Here is a 16,940-nt window from a genome sequence, read left to right on the forward strand (position 1 = left end):
CTACAACAGCCAGCCGGAAAACATTGTTGTCGTTTGCTGCCTGCTGTTCAAACTTTTTCATACTCTCTGAATTGGCACGCCAGCAGCCGCCCACTTTAAACATGTGGAACCGGGCCGGGTCTCGATAGATAGTTGACGCTGACACCCTGATAAGCGCAGCGTACTCTCTGACTTTCATGAATGCCTCGTCCGGCATATCTACTCCTTATACGGCCAGTTCCAGACCAGCACGATGCAAATAAAAAAGACGAGCCACAGGGTGAACTCGTCGGGGGAGATGTCGCGGATGGTGTTCATCAGAACTGCTTGCCGTTAGGCTGGCTGCGGTTTTCTTTTTTATGGTCAGCGCGCTGGCGGTTGTAATCGAGCTTCTCCGCAATCGCACCTTCAATGTCGTAACCAAAAGCATGCGCATAATCGAGGATTCGTATAACAGCGTCAGCCAACTCAACCTCTGCCATCTTTCGGTGTGGTAAATGGTCATCCATGAGGTTCTTGCGCTCCCCCTCCATCGCCTCGCTGATTTCTGAGTGGATAAGGCAAAGCAACGTGCCTTTCTCGCGTGGATTCTCCCACCAACCAGCCTCAATGTTCTGTTGATGGATTCTTTGCTGAAGCTCTTTTATAGACATAACAACTCCTCACGCAGAGCGCGATAGTGAATAGGGTGGGTGGGGGGTTACTTCAGGGTGATGTGGGGGATTTTTCCAGCAGCGATAGCGTCAAAGACTGTTTTTGCTGCGCCTTCCGTCATGCCATATCCTGTACCTTTCAGGCACAACCGCATGGCAACCTCTGAGTCTTCACGCTTCCGTTCTGCTTCAGTGCGGACAGGGCGAAAGCATTGCTCAACTGCATATGCCAGCATTCCTCCCCGTCCGCCATCGGCTTCATAAAATGCGACAGGGGAGCCATTGGTAAAACCGTTCCCGATGATTTTCACTACCTCGCCATGCTCTCCAACGAATTCAGGAAAATCGTTGCCGTAGAAGTTTACCAGCTCGCATTCACAGCCAATCGGCGGCAAACCTTCTCCGTTCCACTCAATACTCATGCGACTCTCCTGTGCTGCTTAGCGCGCTCAATGCGCTCATGGTCTTCCCGGCACTCTGGTGAGCAGAAGCATCCGGCCGGCACCGCCTCTTCGCAGTAATAACAGGCACCGGTAAACACCATTTCCGGATGCTTGCGGTTTGCCAGTGCGATATTGCGCTCCAGCTCTTCAAGCTCAGCGGCCTGGTCTAATTCGTCAGACATGTTCTACCTCCGAAATTTTGGCGTAAAAAAACCGCCTCGGTGGGCGGTTGCATTTTTTTTGGAAGTTAAAGGATATCGCTAACTTTCCTTTTTGGCTTTTCGTCTTCTAATTCTTTCAAAAGCGCATCAACGTATCGAATAGTAGCTGTTGCGCATTTTTCAGCTGTAAGGGTTCCTTCGGAATCCGAAGCTAAGATTCCTTGGAAAGCCATCCCTATCAGCCATTGGCGGTAACTCATGTCTTCAACAGGTAACTTTTTATCGCTCATCATTTTTCCTCTTTCAAATAAACCGGGTCAGTGCCGCGCGGGAACTGCAGCGCAACGTTCCTGTAATGCTGCAATCTCTCTTTGAAATAATCTCTCATCGCTGCAGGCTGCTGCATCTCCACTTCATGCGGAATAACAGGCTGATTCATGCGCTCCTTGTATGCGACTCCTGACGCGGCTAAATCCACGTTAATCCGGTCCCGCTCTTCTCTGCTGCGTGCTGCTAAGTTGTGTGACATGGCGATGTCCTCCTGTGGGGAGTATATCGCTTATTCGGGCGGGGTGGGTGCTGCTGTGAGCATTGCAGACCAGATGCGCTTGCGATTGTCATGGTGCAGGCATGGTTGACCGTTGTGATGCTCTTTGCACCCGTCAGCCGAAAGCATTTCCCAGCTAGGCTCAATTGGCACCAGTTGCCAGCTATCTGGCACCATCTTCGCCTCAGCTGCCCTTGCTCTGTCAGCCCAATGATTCTTAGCGTCGAACATCATGCGGCATCGCTCTTCTGCTCCAGCTTTCTCAACCTCTGCTGCTTCTGCGCGCTGCTCCAGCGCCGAAAGCCTTTCCATAAGCGCATCGCGGATTTTGTCGATCTCTTCCTGTGCTGCGTCTGGGGTGCGAACTTCGCGCACATCAACACAGGCCAGGCAAAGCCAGTCAACAAACTGCGTGTTGCCAAAATTTTTGATACGTTCACTTAATGGTCTCATTATTCCTGCACCTCATAGCCACTGTTGGCAATTAATAGCGGAGCGCCTTCTTCGTCATAAATCACGCTATTCAGCGAGTCTGACCATGCTATCTGGCATTTCATCCGCTGGCTTTTGCTGCGGTCTGTGAAGCGGATATGAACCCATTCATGGGGATGCTTAACCGGATGCGCGGTCAGGGAGACGAGTGCCAGACTCTCAACCTTAATTCGCCAACTGATATCTTCCGAATCCGCAGGAGAAGGGATAATCTTCAGATAGGAAGTCAGGTCGGCAATGCTGTTTTTAAGCTGGCGCGCAATTTCCTGCTTCTCTTCGTTTGTCATGATGGCTCTCCTGCGCGGATTGCATGTGCGTAGTACTGCGGCACCGCTTCACCACTAACCCTGAATTGCTGCTCTGGTCCGTCAACCTCAGCAACACAGACAACTGGCGTTTCCCGCCCACCCACAATGCTATATTCAGCACTGTGCCAATCTTCCCTTTCCGCCCATTCTTTTGCTGCTGATTCATGGTCATACGCCTCAATTTCACAGGCATCCTCACGCTCTGAACCCATATCAGGGCACCACACTAAGAAGGTCTTCATCACTCACCATCCTTACCGGCGCGGAGTTGGGCGGCGAAATCTCCCAGGGTGAACACGATGCTCTTTAACGCTTTCCAGTCTTTGCTTCCGACTTTCAGTTCTGCACATTTCGCGCCGATTGCCTCAGCAACATAATCAACACCCTCAGCCCGCACAGAGTTGAGGTAGGCGTCGGTGGCTGGGGTGGACATTGCCTCAACAGCATTATCAATTTGTTCGTCCTCAAAGCCGCAAAACCGCGCTGCTTCTGGGTTCGCATTTAGAGCACGAATAATGTTGGCAGTGTGTTTCAGCGCCGCATTCTCAGCCGCCAGCGCGTCACGCTGTGCTTTGAGTTCGGCGTAGTCTTCGTATTTTACAAGTTCTCCATCGGAAGACTCACGCAGCTGAAGGCTCTCGCATATATCGTTCCATACCGCACCAATTCTATTAACTTCACTCATTCTCTTACCCCTTATGCCGCTGTCAGGCTCAATGCCGCGGCGAAAATAGTTAGTCCTGCACCACGGCACCAAAGCGGCCGCGCAGCTCTGTTTGATAGTCATTCCAGACGACATCAGGCTTCGTCACCACAATGCGAGGCAGCTGCGGATAGAAGGCTGCCTGCCGTGCATATTCCTTGGTAGTGCGCTCCCTGCGCCTTGCTTCCAGTGATTCCGTTGTGCGTGATTCAATCCGGCAACGCTCACCGTACAGGGCGGCTATCTGCTGCTGTGCGTCCTGCATAGCCAGCCGATGAAGGCGCTGTGATTGCGTCTTGCCAGGGCGTGCAGAGTCCGCCGAAGATTCGGTGAGGTTCATGGTCGGTGCCTTATTTGTGGGTTAAATCAGAAGGGAATATCGGTGTCGTAATCAGGTTCGGTAGATTGACCACGCGACTGTTGCGGCCGACTCTGTTGCTGGCCGCTCTGCTTTGGTGGCAGGTCGATATCCCGAACGAGGATAGTTGGCGTAGATACCTTTGTGCCGTCATCCTTTGTCCATTCTTCCAGAACGAACTCGCCGGTAACGGTGACCTTCGCGCCTTTCAGGATGCCTGCCGATAGCTTCTCAGCCATAGCGCCGAACATCTTGCACTGCAGCCAGGATGTTTTCTCGTTGTCACCAAAGCCTGATTTTGCCGGCACGGAGAATGACGCGATGTGCTTTCCATTTGGAGTAACGCGCAGAACGGCATCCTTGCCGACATTACCTGCGATTGTGATCGTGTTGATTGGCATTATGCTGTGGCTCCTTCAAGCTCTGATTTCTTCATGTCGTAGACTTCTTTTGCTTTTGCCTGCTCCGGAGTTCCGTCCAGCGCCTGCCACGCTCTGGCGAATGACAGCTTCAGCTCTTCCGGGGTTTTCTTGCTGAGTGCAGCCTCAGAGAAGGCGGCAAGGATGTCCGAGGGCTTAGGCTTAGGTTTTTGCTGCTGAGGTGCTGAGGCTGACTGCTGTCGGTGCTCGTTGGTATCAGCATCCTTCGAGTCATCGATACCGAACAGGCCATTGAGACAGTATTTGCGGGCGTATGAGCTGGTTGCGCCTGTTATCTGGGCATCATCCATGCCTTTCTTGTCGATTGCTTCACGGGCCATTGCAGAGGCGCTGTGGGTGGTTTCGCCATCGGTAATCGTAGCGGTGGCTTTGACGTAATACCGATCACCAATCAGAACGATTTCGTCAGAGATGGACAGGAACAGGCCATTAAGCAGCGGCTTAACACCCTCAAGAATGTCTTCACAGCTGCGGTAGTGATATTTGCCGAAACTGTTGTACTGGCCTTTTGGTGCCTCCAGCGTGCGCTGTATCTCTGCCAGCCTGACGTAGAATTCCTTACTCATAGCTCACTCCCATTCGCTCTGCCTGCTGCTCCGTACGGTAATCAGCAGCCGCATCCATTGCAGCCTGCTCATATGTCATTGGCTCAGCCAAATCGCCAAGCATGCCGCGCATCAGAGCGACAAATTCATCTTCGTTATGCTGCATGGTTTTTGAACCTCTTATTCCAGTCATCGTCCTGACAGTCATGCCAGCCCAGCGCAATCTCAGAAGCCCACGCATAGGCCTTATGCATGCCTTCCTTCGTGTCTGGGAAAGCCTCTTCGTACAGCTTGTTGAAGTGGCTGCAGCCCTGCTGAACCAGAATGGTTCCGTTCACCGGGATAATAGTCATAGCGGATTTACCTTCTGATTCAGCGTGTCGATAAGGTTGCGCCAGCCAGTGCGGAGGCGGCGGGTGATAGTGTCGAGCAGTGATTCGTCTAGCTGAGCAGCGCCCACGATGGCGCCGCCCGCGATGGCATAGTTCATCGTGGGTTCCTTGCTATTGGTTGGTATTAGTAGGTGATGCGGATGGCGGTAACTTCGCCTTTGGCGATCGCCGTGATTACGGTGCGCGCCTGTTCTTCTGTCAGGCCGACAGCAACGAGGTCAGCCAGTGCCTTGTTATTAACTGCCTTGCGGTGCGCTACATCAGCTGCGCGGGCGGCGGCTTCATCAGCAATGCGTTTTTCTTCAGCTAGGCGGGCGGCTTCGGCTTCACGGGCTTTGCGCTGCTCAGCTTCGATAGCGGCTTGCTTCTCACGCTCAGCCTTCTCACGCGCTTCCTGTGCCTGCCTCTCAGCGCATTCCTGCGCCTCTCTGGCTTCGCGTTCTGCACGCTCCTGTGCAGCTTTAGCGTCGGCCTCAGCCTTTTCCTTGGCGACCTGCAGGTCTGCTTCCCGCTTTGCCGCTGCTTCGCGCTCACGCCGCGCTGCCTGCTCTGCTTCGATGCGAGCCTGCTCAGCGGCCTGGCGGCGAATCTCTTCTTCGTGTGCGGCACGCTGGCGCTCTGCTTCGGCTTTCGCTTCTGCAGCATCGCGGTCGAATTTATCGTTCAGCAGCAGCGCCATTTCATGATCGGATTCAATCTGCTTTTTCAGGGCTTCTGCAGCCGCTTTCTGTTCGGCTTCGATACGCAGGCGCTCATCTTCAGCGGCTTTCTCTGCCGCGATGCGCTCCTGTTCAATGTCCCACTCATTTCGAGGGGCAAGAATCTGGTCGCGGATTGTGTCGCATTCACGAGTGAACCGGCGAAGCTCCTCTTCAGCAGGTTTAACCGCCTCTTTGAGGTGCTTCAGGTATGCGCGTCCAGGCTCTTCAATGGCCTTTTTACTTGAGCCGACCATGCGCGCCAGTGAGCCGATACGGTCCCGGCCTTTCTTGGTGCTGACGTCAGGCACTTCGGCGGCGAGCTGGCGAATCTGCTCAAGGTAAGCGTCGAGGCCGTTAGGTACATACAGTGCCGGAGCCTGTTCAGGTTTAATCTCCAGCACTGCTAAATCGGTTGTCTCAGTCATTTCCTTCTCCTGAATTCTGGGCAAAAAGAAGGGAGCCATTGCGGCTCCCATAAGGATGAAACGTTCTGGTTATCTATCCTGCTGAAAACTCAGCGTTGGTGCGTAGCACCTCAAAGCCGCCTAAGCAGACAGCTTTACGGTGTCACTCACAGCCTGAACTTTGCTAAAAGCTCTGGAGTCACTATTTCGTTGAAGTCCACATCTTCTAGCAGCTTGATGAAGTCCTCTTCACTCATGGCTTCGTCTTTGCAAAATCCAATAAACCTACTGCTGTTTTCAGTGATGAAACCCCTGATGATGAATGGCGATAATCCTTTGAGTTCCATCCTCTTTCTCCTGTAGTGGTTACTGGCCCACAACTGACCAGCCTGTTTTCTGCCAATCTTCACCACGAAACCATCCGCGCATTGAGCAGCCGTCTTCGGCGTAAATTCTTCCCTGCCGCATCTCGAAGTATTCTTCGCGGGTGAAGTATTCATTTCGTACGCGCTTACCATCTTCCATTGCCAGCAGCGCCTGACTCCATGACATGCCTTTGGATTCCATCTCAACCTCCTGCTATAAACCCCAGCACCATCAGCACGCCAAACACAAACCACCCAAATGCATAATCAGACGCGATTAACATGGTGCCTCCAGATGTGAAAAAGCCGCTCAGTGGCGGCTAGTTAATTGCTTCGTTTAGCATCTTCTCGATGGTTTGCTTGCCGTTCTCAATCTGCTCGACATGCTTATCGAATTGCTCCTGATAGTGAGCGCGATTTCTTTCTGACGAGGCAAAGAGGCGATCTCTAATTAGCTTCATCTCGTCCAGGCTGAAGTTGATTCCCATGTTTCGGCACTTTTTAACTTCATCAATGCTCAGACCATTACCATTCAGTCGCTCCAAAGCTATGCGCTTCACGCACTGTCTGGCTTCCTCGATAGTCTTGTAAAACTCAACCGTATCGCTGCCGCCACTGCCGTCTGAGTAGCGATTTACACGCAGCGCAATGTCACCATTGGAGCTACCTAATACCGATAGCATCTTGATGCCTTCGAAATTTTTTCGGCCATAGTAGTTATCAACTGATGACATAAAATCTTCGAATCTCTCAATGGAGGGAAGGCTGTAATCGCGCCTGATAGCAAACCGAACCTGCCCGGTCATTACATCTGAGAAGTGGTCTAAATCCGCCTCATCGATATGCTCAGAAAAGGCTCTTACCTGCTTAACCATTCCTTTCCAAAAGCTGAGAGTGTTTCGTAAATCTCCAATCTCCTTATTGATCTGCTCGGTTTTCAACTTAGCATCAGCCAGAGACTTCTCTTGCTTGGCCTTCTCGCGAGAAAGCCATGATTCAACTGGCTGGTCATGCAGGCTTTTAACCACAAATCGCTCACCACCAGGCAACTCATCACCGGCCTGAGTAACGAATACTTCCTGAACGATGGTCTCGGTATTGTTCAACTGACCAACGATTACAACTTTGCGTCCATCCGATAAAAACTTGGTTTCCATAACTACCTCGCTGTAATGCTTTCTGATTTGCGGTAACCCGCGTTGAATAATGCAATCTCAGGCAAGCACACTGATGTGCTCTCATGCCTGTCACGCAGAGAAGGGGAGGAGCAAGCCTTCTCGACTCTCTGGTTGCAGCTGGATAAGGTGCTGACGATGCGACGTTCGAAACCCTGCTGCTGCATCTTCATTGCCCTGTGTTCTACTGCGCGCTGCAGCTTCTTGCGTTGCTTATTGTTCATGTTGCCTCCGGTAATTGGCTTAGGTACTGGCGCCGGAACCTGTGATGTTTCCGGATTTCAAGTCGCTTCATAGTTCGGCCCGATGTACTGCTAGGCCTAAGCTCCACGACACGCCAGTCCAAAGCCAACTTCACTTTGGTGAGACCGAATCAGTCTCAATCTCTATTGTTAAAGAACCTGCCACTCCGTTCCCTGTGGCCTGCCAGCGCCCTGCTGATGGGATAAACAATAGCATTGCGTATTATCCATAGCAATACGTATTAGTAAAAAAGTAATAGCAATTCACATAAACTAATGATGTGAAAAAGAAAAAAATTACATTTTTGATGCGATCAGGCTATGGAATTGGAAGGAATTTAAAAAAAACAGCAATGGTTAACTTGATTTATAGGAGGATGTGTTTCACTATGAAAACACTGTTCGGATAAACAGTGGCTGCATTAGGCGTTCAGCTTAACTAGTTGAATTAAATACAAAACGGGAGGGGGTATGGCAACGGCTTTGCTTAGGAATAGGCAAGGAGGGTATATCGAATACACCCCCCCGAAAAAAGAGGAGGATTACTTTTTGCGCTTTAGATCGCGGAGGAGAAAGACCACTACGCCAACAACCGATGACTCCAGCGCTGGAACCAAAGGCACTCGCTCGTCATCAACGGATAAATAGCCAGTAGAGCCGCCATCGACAAACTTGTAGACCGAGTAAGATCCATTGACCTGAGCGTATACCAGATCGCCATTACCGGGCCTCTCAGCTGTATCAATGACTAGGACCGTTCCCGCAGGTGCTTCGAGGCAACCACTGTTTCTCTCAAGCAAATATGCGCGGCAAGTATCACTCTCGACCGATTTAGGCACATAAACATAATCAGTGGTTTGCTGATTATCAGGCCCGAACATCGGTACGGGGAATACCCCACCCAGCTTCATTTCATTCGACGGCTGCTGAGGATAGGTCATCTTCTCCTCAGAATTCATCTGGCCGCTGCCATTAGCAAGCCACTCGACGCTTACTGAAAGCGCCCTTGCTATATCTACGAGGCGTGAAGAGCCCTTAGCTTTGCCGTTAACGAGCCGCCAAATGGTAGGTTGAGCAACGCCAGTAGCTTTTGCTAAAGCACCCTGTGACATTCCCCGTTCTTGCATGGCCTTAGCCAGTCTTTCTGCGAGAGTTTTATTCATACCAGGCAATTTATAGCTAGGCGTATTAACCGTCAAATGCGGAAAGCTATTGCTTTCACCGATACTCATTGCTATTATTCTCACTGTGATAATACGTAAAGGAATTGCACATGACCAACAAAGCTATCCAACGAGCTGTAAACATCGCTGGCAGCCAGCAGAAGTTAGCTGCCCTGTGCGGCGTAAAGCAGCCAACTGTTTGGCGCTGGCTTCACGGCGGCGGCATTGATGCCAAATACGTGATGGCAATCGCCAAAGCCACGCAGGGAAAAGTTAAACCTCATGAGATCCGCCCCGACCTGGCAGAACTCTTAGCAGCTTCTTAAGCAACACCGCTCTTTATCAATCTGACCGGAGGCTGTTTCGGCCCCCACAAACGTAGTGACTTGCTCACCGCAATGTCACGCAATCATTTACCTGCATGGAAATTATCAATTATGGAACACGCAAGAAATAGCAAGTTGATCAACGAAGTAGAAACAGAATTACGCAGCCGCCTGACTCACAAAGGCCAGCGCGTTCTGGCTGATGAGGCCGGATGGCATGAATCGAAGGTAAGCCGGTTAAACCTGCGCGATATGGCAACGGTTTTCGTGCTGCTGGAGAAGGTGTGGGAAACGAGCCTGATTGCAGAAGTAGCCCGGCAAGCGGTTGCGGCTGCGATGGGAAAAGAAAAGACCGAGATGAGCGGTAACTCATTCTCGGCCTGATAGCGATTAGCGGAAACTAATAACTGGAGAAAAGTATGCCAGGAAGAACTGGATATGTAAACAGTGGCGAGGTGCTTTATGAGTAATCTCGCTTACGACAACGTTTCACCAATCAGGCCTGATACAGAGGCCGTGGAGCGCCGTGTGGTCGATACCGATAATGGGTTTACCAGAGTCGCTAACGAACTACTGGAGGCTATCGCAAGCGCCGATTTAACAGCTCGTCAGTTGAAGCTCATGCTGGCTTACATCCGTAAAACATATGGCTTCAACAAGAAATCAGATCGCATTGCCGATGAGCAGATTGCTCAGGTTACCGGCTTGTCACGGCAGAACGTGAACAAGGCTAAAAAGGAGCTGATTTCAATGAAGTGTCTGATAGTTGAAGGGAGTCAAATCGGTGTTAACAAGGAGGTCTCAGCGTGGCAATTCAGCAAGTGTCTCCAAGTTAGCAATTTTGTCTCTAAGTCAGAGACTTCAAATGTCTCTAAGTTAGAGACTTCGGATGTCTCGAAATTAGAGACACACAAAAGACATTCTTCAAAAGACAAGAAAGACAATATTAATAAACCCCCTATAGTCCCCCAGCCTGATGAAGTGAAATCGGCTGAAAAGCCAAAGGCAAAAACTTTCGACCCGATGGATGTCGCATTGCCCGAATGCGTTTCTGCAGATCTGTGGTTTTCATGGGTCTCATATCGCAGGGATATCAAGCAGGCAATCAAATCTAAGCAAACCGTCACTCAGGCGCTCAACCTGCTAAGCCGGTGTCATGCGAATGGTCATTCGCCTGAAGAGATCATCAACAACAGCATCGCTAATGGCTGGACCGGACTGTTTGAACCTAAACAGGCCAAGGCGCCGGCTCGCCAGAATAGTGGCCCAGCGAGAGCAGTTGCTGAGCGGTTTAACGAGAAAGATTACGGTCACACTCAAATGCCTTCCTGGGCGCAGGAGTAAATCATGAGCTACGAAAACCAGATTGCCAGCGATACCCGCGAGAAGATCGCAAAGGTTCAGCGTCAACTCGATGAGCTTTCATCGCCCCCGAAGCAGATTGAAAACACCGTTTTCGAATTCATTCAGGCAGTGTGTGACAAGCATGGAGCATTCGAGCAGCGATGCCGGAAAATGAGCATTGGCATTGGTGGCAAGGAGATGATCACCAAGAGCGAGTGCAAGAAATGCCTGGAAGAGAAGCTTGCCAGACTGAAAAGCGACGAGGACAGCATCTCCCGCCGTCGACGTGAAAGCGAAATCATGCGCCTCATGGGGAACCTGAACCTGCCACAGCGCTTTGCGCCTTCAACACTGGATAACTACGAGCCAGCAAATCAGGATGCCGCGCGCTGCCTGAAGCTTTGCAAAGCCTACGCAGCAAAATGGGCCGACCGGCGAAAGCAGGGTGGCGGGATGGTCATGTGCGGCAAGCCTGGCACAGGTAAAAATCACCTTGCCCTGGCAATCGCAAAGCACGTCATCAACGAGCACCAGCACTCAGCCATGTTCACCACGGCGTTACGTGTCGCCCGCGCCTTCAAATCAACATGGGGTAAGAACGCCGAGCAGACCGAGTACGAGGTCATTAGCGCCTACACGGATCCCGACCTGCTTATCATCGATGAGGTGGGAGTTCAGTTCGGAAGTGAGGCTGAAAAGCTGATTCTGTTCGAGGTGATAAACACCCGCTACGAGCAGATGAAGCCAACGATTCTTATCAGCAACCTCCCACTTGAAGAGCTGACCGCATTCATCGGTGAGCGCGTAATCGACCGTATGAACGATGGAGGCGGCTGCACACTCGCTTTCACCTGGGAATCCTACCGCTCACGAGGTGCCGCATGACACAGGTAACTCAACTGGTAATTGACACGCCGCTGATGCGACAGGCCCGTAACCTGCAACTGGCAATCATCGACCTGGCTAAGAAGCGCGACCTGAAGCCTGAGCAGTTCCGGGCGCACCTGAATGCTATCGACATGCTGGCGCGGGAAGCGCATGACCTGATGGTTGATGCGGAAGATGAGCAACAGCCAGCCAAAGGCCAGAAACGGGGAGGATTTTGATGAAAAAGCTAACCGCAGAGAAGTGCAAAAGCGTTATCGAAGGCTTCAAGTGGATGGCTGCCGAAGGTCCAGGTATGTCTATTCGCGATGAATACGATATTCAGGCTTATGAGATTGCACTCCCCATACTGGAGCAGCAGGAGCGGGGATGCACGAAATGCAATGGCACCGGCGAGATGGACAGCGGCGGAACACAGCCATGGGGCGAACAAATCCTAATCGAATGCGACTGCAAGTTTGAGCGGCAGGAGCAGGGTGAGGGTGAGTGGTTACACTGGAATGGTGAGAGGGCACTCCCGCCAGTAGATAGCCTCGCTTGGGTTGAAGTTAAGCGACGCAACGGACGTTTAGATCAGCGCCAAGCGCAAGACTTTGCATGGCGTAATCAGCCAGTAAAAAGCGGCATCGACATCATCGCCTACCGCATCATTCCGGAGCGGGCCACCAATCAGAACGGAGAGCAGTGATATGGGCTGGACGAGACTGTTAAACAAAAGAAATTCAGTAGCGCTGGTCGACTTCAAGCTGGACACCAAAAAGCAAACGAGCAGGTCAGTGTACCAGGTTAAGCACTCAAGCAGCATCCAGAAAACTACGCTTGAGCAAAACATAATTATTGAGTGCGACGCTTATGGGCGAATAACGCCAACCGTTGAACTTGATGGGTTTCCTCAAGGCTTAAGTGAGCGAGAGACGATGCTGAAACTGGCTGACTGGCTGCACCGCCTCGGAGTTTCTCTTGAAGATTACTGGAGTAAACCATGAACAACGTAATCCCCTTAAAACGCTCTGAGCACGTCATATCAGACGCTGAGCTGGATAAGCTGGCAAATGACATCAGCAGCTTTGCCAGACGCTATCCGGACTCAATGTGCCTGAGCCACGGCATCAGGAAGTTACTCAGCGACGCATTAAAGCGAGAAAAACGCGATGGAGACTCAACGTTACCTGTTGCGTGACAGCAACATCCGACAGAACTGCATCAGCGCCATCCAGCAACTCCCCGCCAATCCCGAAAAACCTCTGCAGGTAACCATCCAGGAAGACACCAGAAGCCTTGCGCAAAACCGCATGCTTTGGGCCTGCCTGCATGACGTATCAAGCCAGGTGGTCTGGTACGGGAAGAAACTCGACTCAGAGAGCTGGAAGCACATATTCAGCGCCAGCCTGAAAGGGCAGGAGACGGTGCCGGGTATTAACGGCGGCTTTGTGGTGCTGGGCCAGTCAACAAGCAAAATGCGCGTCAGTGAGATGCGAGATTTAATCACCTTAATCCATGCCTTCGGTGCCGAGCAGAACGTCAGATTCAGCGACGAGTCAGCGCGTGCGGCTGAATGGGCAGGAAGATTCGGGAGTGCAGCATGAGCAAAGTTAAAACTGCGGTACTGGATGTTTTATCAGATGGAAACTGGCATCAGACGTTTGAAATCGTCGATTCGGTATGCAAGCGGTGCCGAACCAATCGGGCCAACGTATCGAATGTCATCAATACGCTCTGTGGCGGTCATCACGTCATCCGGGAGCACATCACGGGCGGAAGAAACAACGCATGCCGCTACCGACTGGCAAATGAGCAGGCAGGCTTTGGTGTCAGCCAGCAGATGGCAACCCTGAATGAACTGCTTAAGGCCGCAAGGGGGAATCATGCGACGCACTAAATCCCTCTGGGAGCGAATGGAAAACCACGCCGTCTACCACACCAAACCACGCCGCAGAACACCTAAAACAATCCCATCAGCCAGCCAGGTAAGCACCTTCGATTATGTCGGCGGGCTGCTGCAGGCTAAATGGGACCGGCTCCGGAGGGCGCGATGAAAGAACGCTGCTGCCGATGCCACACCATCCTCACCTCAGAAGACAAGTATCACTACGGCCAAAATTGCGAATCGTGCGAGGTAGATTACCGCTATGAAGACCACGAACGGGACCAGCCTGTCAAATCTGCCTACTGGCGCTGGCGAGCCATCTGCTTCTGTGTGCGTTTTCTGTTCTGCGGCGCTTCCAGAATCAGTGGTGTACTGCTGCACAAGCTGCGAAATAAGCCTGATGCAGGACCCCAACTTTTTGATGAGCGGAGAGAGCCATGATAGAAGTTGTTAAACTAACACACGACCAGCTTTGCGATATCGCCTGCCAATTTCTACAAAACAACGGATTCAAAGTAGCCTTCCACGATAAGTTCCGCGCATGGACTGCTTACGGAGAGCAGCCGGACGCCATCGGATTTCGAAATGGAGCATCCTGCTTGGTGGAGGCAAAATGCTCACGCAGTGACTTGCACGCCGACCGTAAAAAGCCATTCCGCATCGATCCATCGAAGGGCATGGGTGACTGGCGCTTCATGATTAGTGAGCCGGGCATTGTAGATGTTGTAGATTTACCCGATGGATGGGGCTTACTTCATGTGGTTAAAGGCCGAGTTAAAAAGGTGCATGGTTGGCCCGGAAATGCATTATGGGTTAACACGCTATCAAAACCATTCCAAGCGAACAAGCAAGCTGAGTGCGACATGATGTTCAGCGCGCTTCGTCGAATGGATATTCGCGGACACCTGAAAGAAATTTACGATGGTCTGCCTGCACCCAAGGAGGCTGCCAATGGCTAAAGGCATCAAGCCGCCGAAGCCTAAGAAATGCAAATGCTGTCCTGAAAAGTTTTTCCCCCGCAATAGCCTCCAAACCGTCTGTTCTCCCAAATGTGCCATCCAACTCGCTAACCAGTTATCCGAGCGCAAGCAAAAGCGCCTGGAGAAAGAGGAGCGTGCTGCATGGAACAAACGCAAAGCCGATGTGAAGCCGTTAAGCCACTGGATGAACATGACCCAGCGGGCATTCAACGACTACATACGGGCGCGGGACGGGAATATCTGCATCAGCTGCGGGAGCACAACAGCAGTCAGCTATCACGCTGGACACTTTCGGACGACAGCATCGGCTTCGCAGTTACGTTTCAACGAGGACAATGTTCACAGCCAGTGCAGTGCGTGCAATACGCATCAGTCAGGCAACATCAGTCCATACCGCATCAACCTCATCACCAAAATCGGCCTTCAGCGCGTTCTGGCGCTCGAATCAAACAACGAACCTCACCGATACACCAGAGAAGAGCTGGACGCGATACGAGCGCGTTACAGGGCGGCTCTGCGTGAACTGAATAAACAAAGAGAGGCAGCATGAAAACATTTCAGGAAGTCCTGGAAGAGTCACGCAAAAGAATGGCTGAAAACAGATTCACGCCAAAGGTGAAGTGTGCCATCTGCTTTGGGCGCGGTGATGTCGCTTGTTACCCAGCATTTAACCGGGCTGGGACGGCAGAAATAGTGCGGCAGCCTTGCCAGCGCTGCGGCGGCACCGGGGAGCACACAACATGGTGACCGAATACCTCAGAGAGAAGTGGCTCAGGCTCCGCATCCTCAAGATGCGCGGCATGTACGAGATCAACTACCGGATAATCCGCAATACGGCGAAAATGATGGGGGTTAAGCATGCGCATTGAGCGTGACTATCAGCAAATCGTCAGGCTGTCAGGCGTAAGAACCGCAGCGGATATGCGCCGGTTATTCGGCAACGGCTGGAAGACCATCAACAAATCACAGCAGGCATGGGTGCGTCATCTGCTGGGGGTATGGGGCGATCACCTGGGCGGGGAAGATTACGACCGAGCAGAGGTAAACGTGATTGGCCGCCTGATGATGCGCTGTGAATGGAGTGAGCAGAAGGGCAGGCAGATAGAGAAAATCGTGTCACAGCTGCATTGTGAAGGGCTGCGCGGTGAAGAGCTGTTCCGCAAGGCGCGTGACCTGCTTATCCCTCAATCATCAACGGCAAACATCATCGCTCTCGCCAAAGAATCAGATGATGCCGCCTTTGTTGAATCAGTCATGGTAAAGACGTTTGGTAAGGACAACCCGCTTCGAAACGTAGCAAGATTACGCTACTGCAAACGCAAGAGCGTGCAAAACATCGGCTCATCACTGATTTATTACTGCGCCATCTCACCCAAGGAAGCCCGAAACAGAATGGAATGGGCCATGGATATACTCGAAGGAGAAATGTTTTACGCAATTAAACGAGAAATGGAGAAGGAGATTCTTAAAATCGCTGCGTGATTATACAAAATAGCACGAAATGACAAAGACAAAGGGCAAGCAACCTGGCACATTAACGGCATGATCGGGAAGTAAAGCGAACAGATCGCGGCTTTACCGGTCAGTTGCATAAATGTGGATGCCAAGAAGCCTCGCGACCTCACCAGTCGTCGGGGCTTTTTTATTATCCGCTGCAGGGTATAAGCATAAAATTATCCCTTCCATGGGATAGTTGCTCCTAACTGCTGCGAAGTCACGATTAAGATTTGATACTTTCGGCAAACATCGCCAAAGCCTTAGTCACTACAGCTGACTGAGGCTGTCCTGTTTGCTCTGCCAGTGATTCCAGAAGCGCGATTGTGTCGGTGTGCAATTTGATGCCCTTTACCTTCATGCCGCGCTTCTCATCACTACGTTTTTGCCGATCGTCGTTAGTTGATTTCATAACGTCACCACTCTAAAATCTGGGGTGGGGTTGGAGGGGATTTCTCCCCTCCGCCTGACTGTCTTAGTAAGCTGGCGAGCTAATCACTAAGAGAACAATCAGGATGATGATTAACTTCATCATAACCCTTACCTCATGTTGGCCTCTGCTTCGGTAGAGGCCTTCCCGTTTCAGCGTCCTGCTGATGAAATACATTGTAGGTTAACCTACATCTAAGCGCAAGTGTTTTCTCTGCGCTTCTACAGCAAATTCAAAGAATTATTAAGGCTCACTTCGGTGGGCTTTTTTCGTTTTGCGCGCGCCATACAACACCAGAAGCGATTTCCCCTTGATGGCGTAGCGCATCTTTTTTGCAAACACAGCGGATGTAAATCGTGCGGAGGAGTTTCAGGAAGGTTTCTTACGTGACACTAAGAATTCTAACCTGGCTCGCTCAGTTCACAATTTCATCAATTCCTAAAAGCGAGCCTCCAGTCCTGGAGGTGGATATGAAAACTATGGCAGACAAAGTAACGACAGCCGCGGCGTATACAACGTCGGGGGCGACTTTCCTTGCCGGGA

Annotated in this window: 37 protein-coding genes; 15 read left to right on the plus strand and 22 right to left on the minus strand. The window is 51.5% G+C overall.

The features are described 5' to 3' along the window. Positions 1-296: 296 nt before the first annotated feature. From FA92_RS02825 to FA92_RS02915, 21 genes are all read right to left on the minus strand, one after another. Positions 297-632 (minus strand): hypothetical protein, encoded by a 336-nt coding sequence (locus FA92_RS02825; protein ID WP_197061481.1) that lies wholly within the window; start codon positions 630-632, stop codon positions 297-299. A 47-nt stretch (positions 633-679) separates the two neighbouring features. Further along, on the minus strand, positions 680-1,054 hold the full coding sequence (locus FA92_RS02830; RefSeq protein ID WP_033782034.1) for a hypothetical protein: 375 nt from the start codon (positions 1,052-1,054) through the stop codon (positions 680-682). Beyond that, positions 1,051-1,257, minus strand: a complete 207-nt coding sequence (locus FA92_RS02835) for a hypothetical protein (RefSeq protein WP_033782036.1) — start codon at positions 1,255-1,257, stop codon at positions 1,051-1,053. The genes FA92_RS02830 and FA92_RS02835 overlap by 4 nt, the downstream gene beginning before the upstream one ends. A 65-nt stretch (positions 1,258-1,322) precedes the next feature. After that, positions 1,323-1,529, minus strand: a complete 207-nt coding sequence (locus FA92_RS02840; protein ID WP_156105662.1) for a hypothetical protein — start codon at positions 1,527-1,529, stop codon at positions 1,323-1,325. Then, positions 1,526-1,765 (minus strand): DNA polymerase III subunit theta, encoded by a 240-nt coding sequence (locus FA92_RS02845; protein WP_033782040.1) that lies wholly within the window; start codon positions 1,763-1,765, stop codon positions 1,526-1,528. The genes FA92_RS02840 and FA92_RS02845 overlap by 4 nt, the downstream gene beginning before the upstream one ends. Before the next feature lie 30 nt (positions 1,766-1,795). Continuing rightward, positions 1,796-2,236 (minus strand): hypothetical protein, encoded by a 441-nt coding sequence (locus FA92_RS02850; protein ID WP_033782042.1) that lies wholly within the window; start codon positions 2,234-2,236, stop codon positions 1,796-1,798. Then, entirely contained in the window at positions 2,236-2,562 is a 327-nt protein-coding gene (locus FA92_RS02855; protein ID WP_033782043.1) for a hypothetical protein, read from the minus strand. Before FA92_RS02855 ends, FA92_RS02850 begins: the two co-directional genes overlap by 1 nt. Next, on the minus strand, positions 2,559-2,825 hold the full coding sequence (locus tag FA92_RS02860; protein WP_033782044.1) for a hypothetical protein: 267 nt from the start codon (positions 2,823-2,825) through the stop codon (positions 2,559-2,561). The genes FA92_RS02855 and FA92_RS02860 overlap by 4 nt, the downstream gene beginning before the upstream one ends. Beyond that, positions 2,825-3,268 carry a hypothetical protein gene (locus FA92_RS02865; protein WP_051926439.1) on the minus strand — a complete coding sequence of 148 codons (444 nt, stop codon included), beginning with the start codon at positions 3,266-3,268 and terminating at the stop codon, positions 2,825-2,827. Before FA92_RS02865 ends, FA92_RS02860 begins: the two co-directional genes overlap by 1 nt. Positions 3,269-3,317: 49 nt before the next feature. Further along, positions 3,318-3,626, minus strand: a complete 309-nt coding sequence (locus tag FA92_RS02870) for a hypothetical protein (protein ID WP_033782045.1) — start codon at positions 3,624-3,626, stop codon at positions 3,318-3,320. A gap of 26 nt (positions 3,627-3,652) precedes the next feature. Further along, positions 3,653-4,045, minus strand: a complete 393-nt coding sequence (locus FA92_RS02875) for a single-stranded DNA-binding protein (protein WP_033782046.1) — start codon at positions 4,043-4,045, stop codon at positions 3,653-3,655. Next, complete coding sequence (locus tag FA92_RS02880) at positions 4,045-4,650, minus strand: ERF family protein (protein WP_033782047.1); 606 nt, start codon at positions 4,648-4,650, stop codon at positions 4,045-4,047. The genes FA92_RS02875 and FA92_RS02880 overlap by 1 nt, the downstream gene beginning before the upstream one ends. Beyond that, a complete protein-coding gene (locus FA92_RS23190) occupies positions 4,643-4,795 on the minus strand; it encodes a hypothetical protein (RefSeq protein WP_156105664.1) in 153 nt (50 codons plus the stop codon). The genes FA92_RS02880 and FA92_RS23190 overlap by 8 nt, the downstream gene beginning before the upstream one ends. Continuing rightward, positions 4,785-4,982, minus strand: a complete 198-nt coding sequence (locus FA92_RS02885; RefSeq protein WP_033782049.1) for a DUF5444 family protein — start codon at positions 4,980-4,982, stop codon at positions 4,785-4,787. Before FA92_RS02885 ends, FA92_RS23190 begins: the two co-directional genes overlap by 11 nt. Continuing rightward, positions 4,979-5,119 (minus strand): protease FtsH-inhibitory lysogeny factor CIII, encoded by a 141-nt coding sequence (locus FA92_RS23195; protein WP_156105666.1) that lies wholly within the window; start codon positions 5,117-5,119, stop codon positions 4,979-4,981. Before FA92_RS23195 ends, FA92_RS02885 begins: the two co-directional genes overlap by 4 nt. A gap of 26 nt (positions 5,120-5,145) precedes the next feature. Continuing rightward, positions 5,146-6,147: a hypothetical protein gene (locus FA92_RS02890; protein WP_033782051.1), complete on the minus strand. Its 1,002-nt coding sequence runs from the start codon at positions 6,145-6,147 to the stop codon at positions 5,146-5,148. A gap of 146 nt (positions 6,148-6,293) precedes the next feature. After that, entirely contained in the window at positions 6,294-6,473 is a 180-nt protein-coding gene (locus tag FA92_RS02895; protein WP_033782053.1) for a hypothetical protein, read from the minus strand. A 19-nt stretch (positions 6,474-6,492) separates the two neighbouring features. Then, a complete protein-coding gene (locus FA92_RS02900) occupies positions 6,493-6,693 on the minus strand; it encodes a hypothetical protein (RefSeq protein WP_197061482.1) in 201 nt (66 codons plus the stop codon). Between the two features lie 118 nt (positions 6,694-6,811). Further along, positions 6,812-7,648, minus strand: a complete 837-nt coding sequence (locus FA92_RS02905; RefSeq protein WP_033782054.1) for a hypothetical protein — start codon at positions 7,646-7,648, stop codon at positions 6,812-6,814. A gap of 2 nt (positions 7,649-7,650) precedes the next feature. After that, the gene (locus tag FA92_RS02910; protein WP_033782056.1) at positions 7,651-7,890 is read right to left on the minus strand and encodes a hypothetical protein; all 240 of its coding nucleotides are present in this window, start codon (positions 7,888-7,890) and stop codon (positions 7,651-7,653) included. Positions 7,891-8,450: 560 nt separating this feature from the next. Continuing rightward, entirely contained in the window at positions 8,451-9,140 is a 690-nt protein-coding gene (locus FA92_RS02915; RefSeq protein ID WP_051926441.1) for a LexA family transcriptional regulator, read from the minus strand. 41 nt (positions 9,141-9,181) lie between these two features. On the opposite strand from FA92_RS02915, the gene FA92_RS02920 reads away from it, so the two are divergent. The 15 genes from FA92_RS02920 (at position 9,182) to FA92_RS02980 (ending at position 15,955) form a co-directional block, all read left to right on the plus strand. Next, positions 9,182-9,397, plus strand: coding sequence for a helix-turn-helix domain-containing protein (locus tag FA92_RS02920; protein WP_033782058.1), 216 nt, complete (start codon positions 9,182-9,184; stop codon positions 9,395-9,397). A 111-nt stretch (positions 9,398-9,508) separates the two neighbouring features. Then, positions 9,509-9,781, plus strand: a complete 273-nt coding sequence (locus FA92_RS02925) for a CII family transcriptional regulator (protein WP_033782059.1) — start codon at positions 9,509-9,511, stop codon at positions 9,779-9,781. A gap of 78 nt (positions 9,782-9,859) precedes the next feature. Next, positions 9,860-10,741: a replication protein gene (locus tag FA92_RS02930; protein ID WP_033782061.1), complete on the plus strand. Its 882-nt coding sequence runs from the start codon at positions 9,860-9,862 to the stop codon at positions 10,739-10,741. Between the two features lie 3 nt (positions 10,742-10,744). Further along, the gene (locus tag FA92_RS02935; RefSeq protein WP_051926443.1) at positions 10,745-11,626 is read left to right on the plus strand and encodes an ATP-binding protein; all 882 of its coding nucleotides are present in this window, start codon (positions 10,745-10,747) and stop codon (positions 11,624-11,626) included. After that, positions 11,623-11,847 carry a hypothetical protein gene (locus FA92_RS02940; protein ID WP_033782062.1) on the plus strand — a complete coding sequence of 75 codons (225 nt, stop codon included), beginning with the start codon at positions 11,623-11,625 and terminating at the stop codon, positions 11,845-11,847. Before FA92_RS02935 ends, FA92_RS02940 begins: the two co-directional genes overlap by 4 nt. Then, on the plus strand, positions 11,847-12,314 hold the full coding sequence (locus FA92_RS02945) for a hypothetical protein (RefSeq protein ID WP_033782063.1): 468 nt from the start codon (positions 11,847-11,849) through the stop codon (positions 12,312-12,314). The genes FA92_RS02940 and FA92_RS02945 overlap by 1 nt, the downstream gene beginning before the upstream one ends. A 1-nt stretch (position 12,315) precedes the next feature. Continuing rightward, on the plus strand, positions 12,316-12,612 hold the full coding sequence (locus FA92_RS02950; protein WP_033782066.1) for a hypothetical protein: 297 nt from the start codon (positions 12,316-12,318) through the stop codon (positions 12,610-12,612). Beyond that, positions 12,609-12,806, plus strand: coding sequence for a hypothetical protein (locus FA92_RS02955; protein WP_033782068.1), 198 nt, complete (start codon positions 12,609-12,611; stop codon positions 12,804-12,806). Before FA92_RS02950 ends, FA92_RS02955 begins: the two co-directional genes overlap by 4 nt. Next, positions 12,778-13,212 carry a recombination protein NinB gene (locus tag FA92_RS02960; RefSeq protein WP_033782070.1) on the plus strand — a complete coding sequence of 145 codons (435 nt, stop codon included), beginning with the start codon at positions 12,778-12,780 and terminating at the stop codon, positions 13,210-13,212. Before FA92_RS02955 ends, FA92_RS02960 begins: the two co-directional genes overlap by 29 nt. After that, positions 13,209-13,505 (plus strand): hypothetical protein, encoded by a 297-nt coding sequence (locus FA92_RS22945; protein WP_033782072.1) that lies wholly within the window; start codon positions 13,209-13,211, stop codon positions 13,503-13,505. The genes FA92_RS02960 and FA92_RS22945 overlap by 4 nt, the downstream gene beginning before the upstream one ends. Before the next feature lie 16 nt (positions 13,506-13,521). Beyond that, positions 13,522-13,662, plus strand: coding sequence for a NinE family protein (locus FA92_RS23200; RefSeq protein ID WP_239780546.1), 141 nt, complete (start codon positions 13,522-13,524; stop codon positions 13,660-13,662). 268 nt (positions 13,663-13,930) lie between these two features. Then, on the plus strand, positions 13,931-14,452 hold the full coding sequence (locus FA92_RS02970; RefSeq protein ID WP_033782074.1) for a hypothetical protein: 522 nt from the start codon (positions 13,931-13,933) through the stop codon (positions 14,450-14,452). Further along, positions 14,445-15,023 carry a recombination protein NinG gene (locus FA92_RS02975; protein ID WP_033782075.1) on the plus strand — a complete coding sequence of 193 codons (579 nt, stop codon included), beginning with the start codon at positions 14,445-14,447 and terminating at the stop codon, positions 15,021-15,023. Before FA92_RS02970 ends, FA92_RS02975 begins: the two co-directional genes overlap by 8 nt. Before the next feature lie 190 nt (positions 15,024-15,213). After that, positions 15,214-15,342 (plus strand): YlcG family protein, encoded by a 129-nt coding sequence (locus FA92_RS23210; RefSeq protein WP_139016379.1) that lies wholly within the window; start codon positions 15,214-15,216, stop codon positions 15,340-15,342. Further along, positions 15,332-15,955 (plus strand): hypothetical protein, encoded by a 624-nt coding sequence (locus FA92_RS02980; protein ID WP_081917099.1) that lies wholly within the window; start codon positions 15,332-15,334, stop codon positions 15,953-15,955. The genes FA92_RS23210 and FA92_RS02980 overlap by 11 nt, the downstream gene beginning before the upstream one ends. 238 nt (positions 15,956-16,193) lie before the next feature. On the opposite strand, the gene FA92_RS02985 is transcribed toward FA92_RS02980, so the two are convergent. Continuing rightward, complete coding sequence (locus tag FA92_RS02985) at positions 16,194-16,379, minus strand: hypothetical protein (RefSeq protein ID WP_033782076.1); 186 nt, start codon at positions 16,377-16,379, stop codon at positions 16,194-16,196. Between the last annotated feature and the right edge of the window lie 561 nt (positions 16,380-16,940).

It is taken from the genome of Pantoea sp. 9140, from assembly GCF_000745295.1.
Classification (GTDB): Bacteria; Pseudomonadota; Gammaproteobacteria; order Enterobacterales; family Enterobacteriaceae; genus Pantoea; species Pantoea vagans.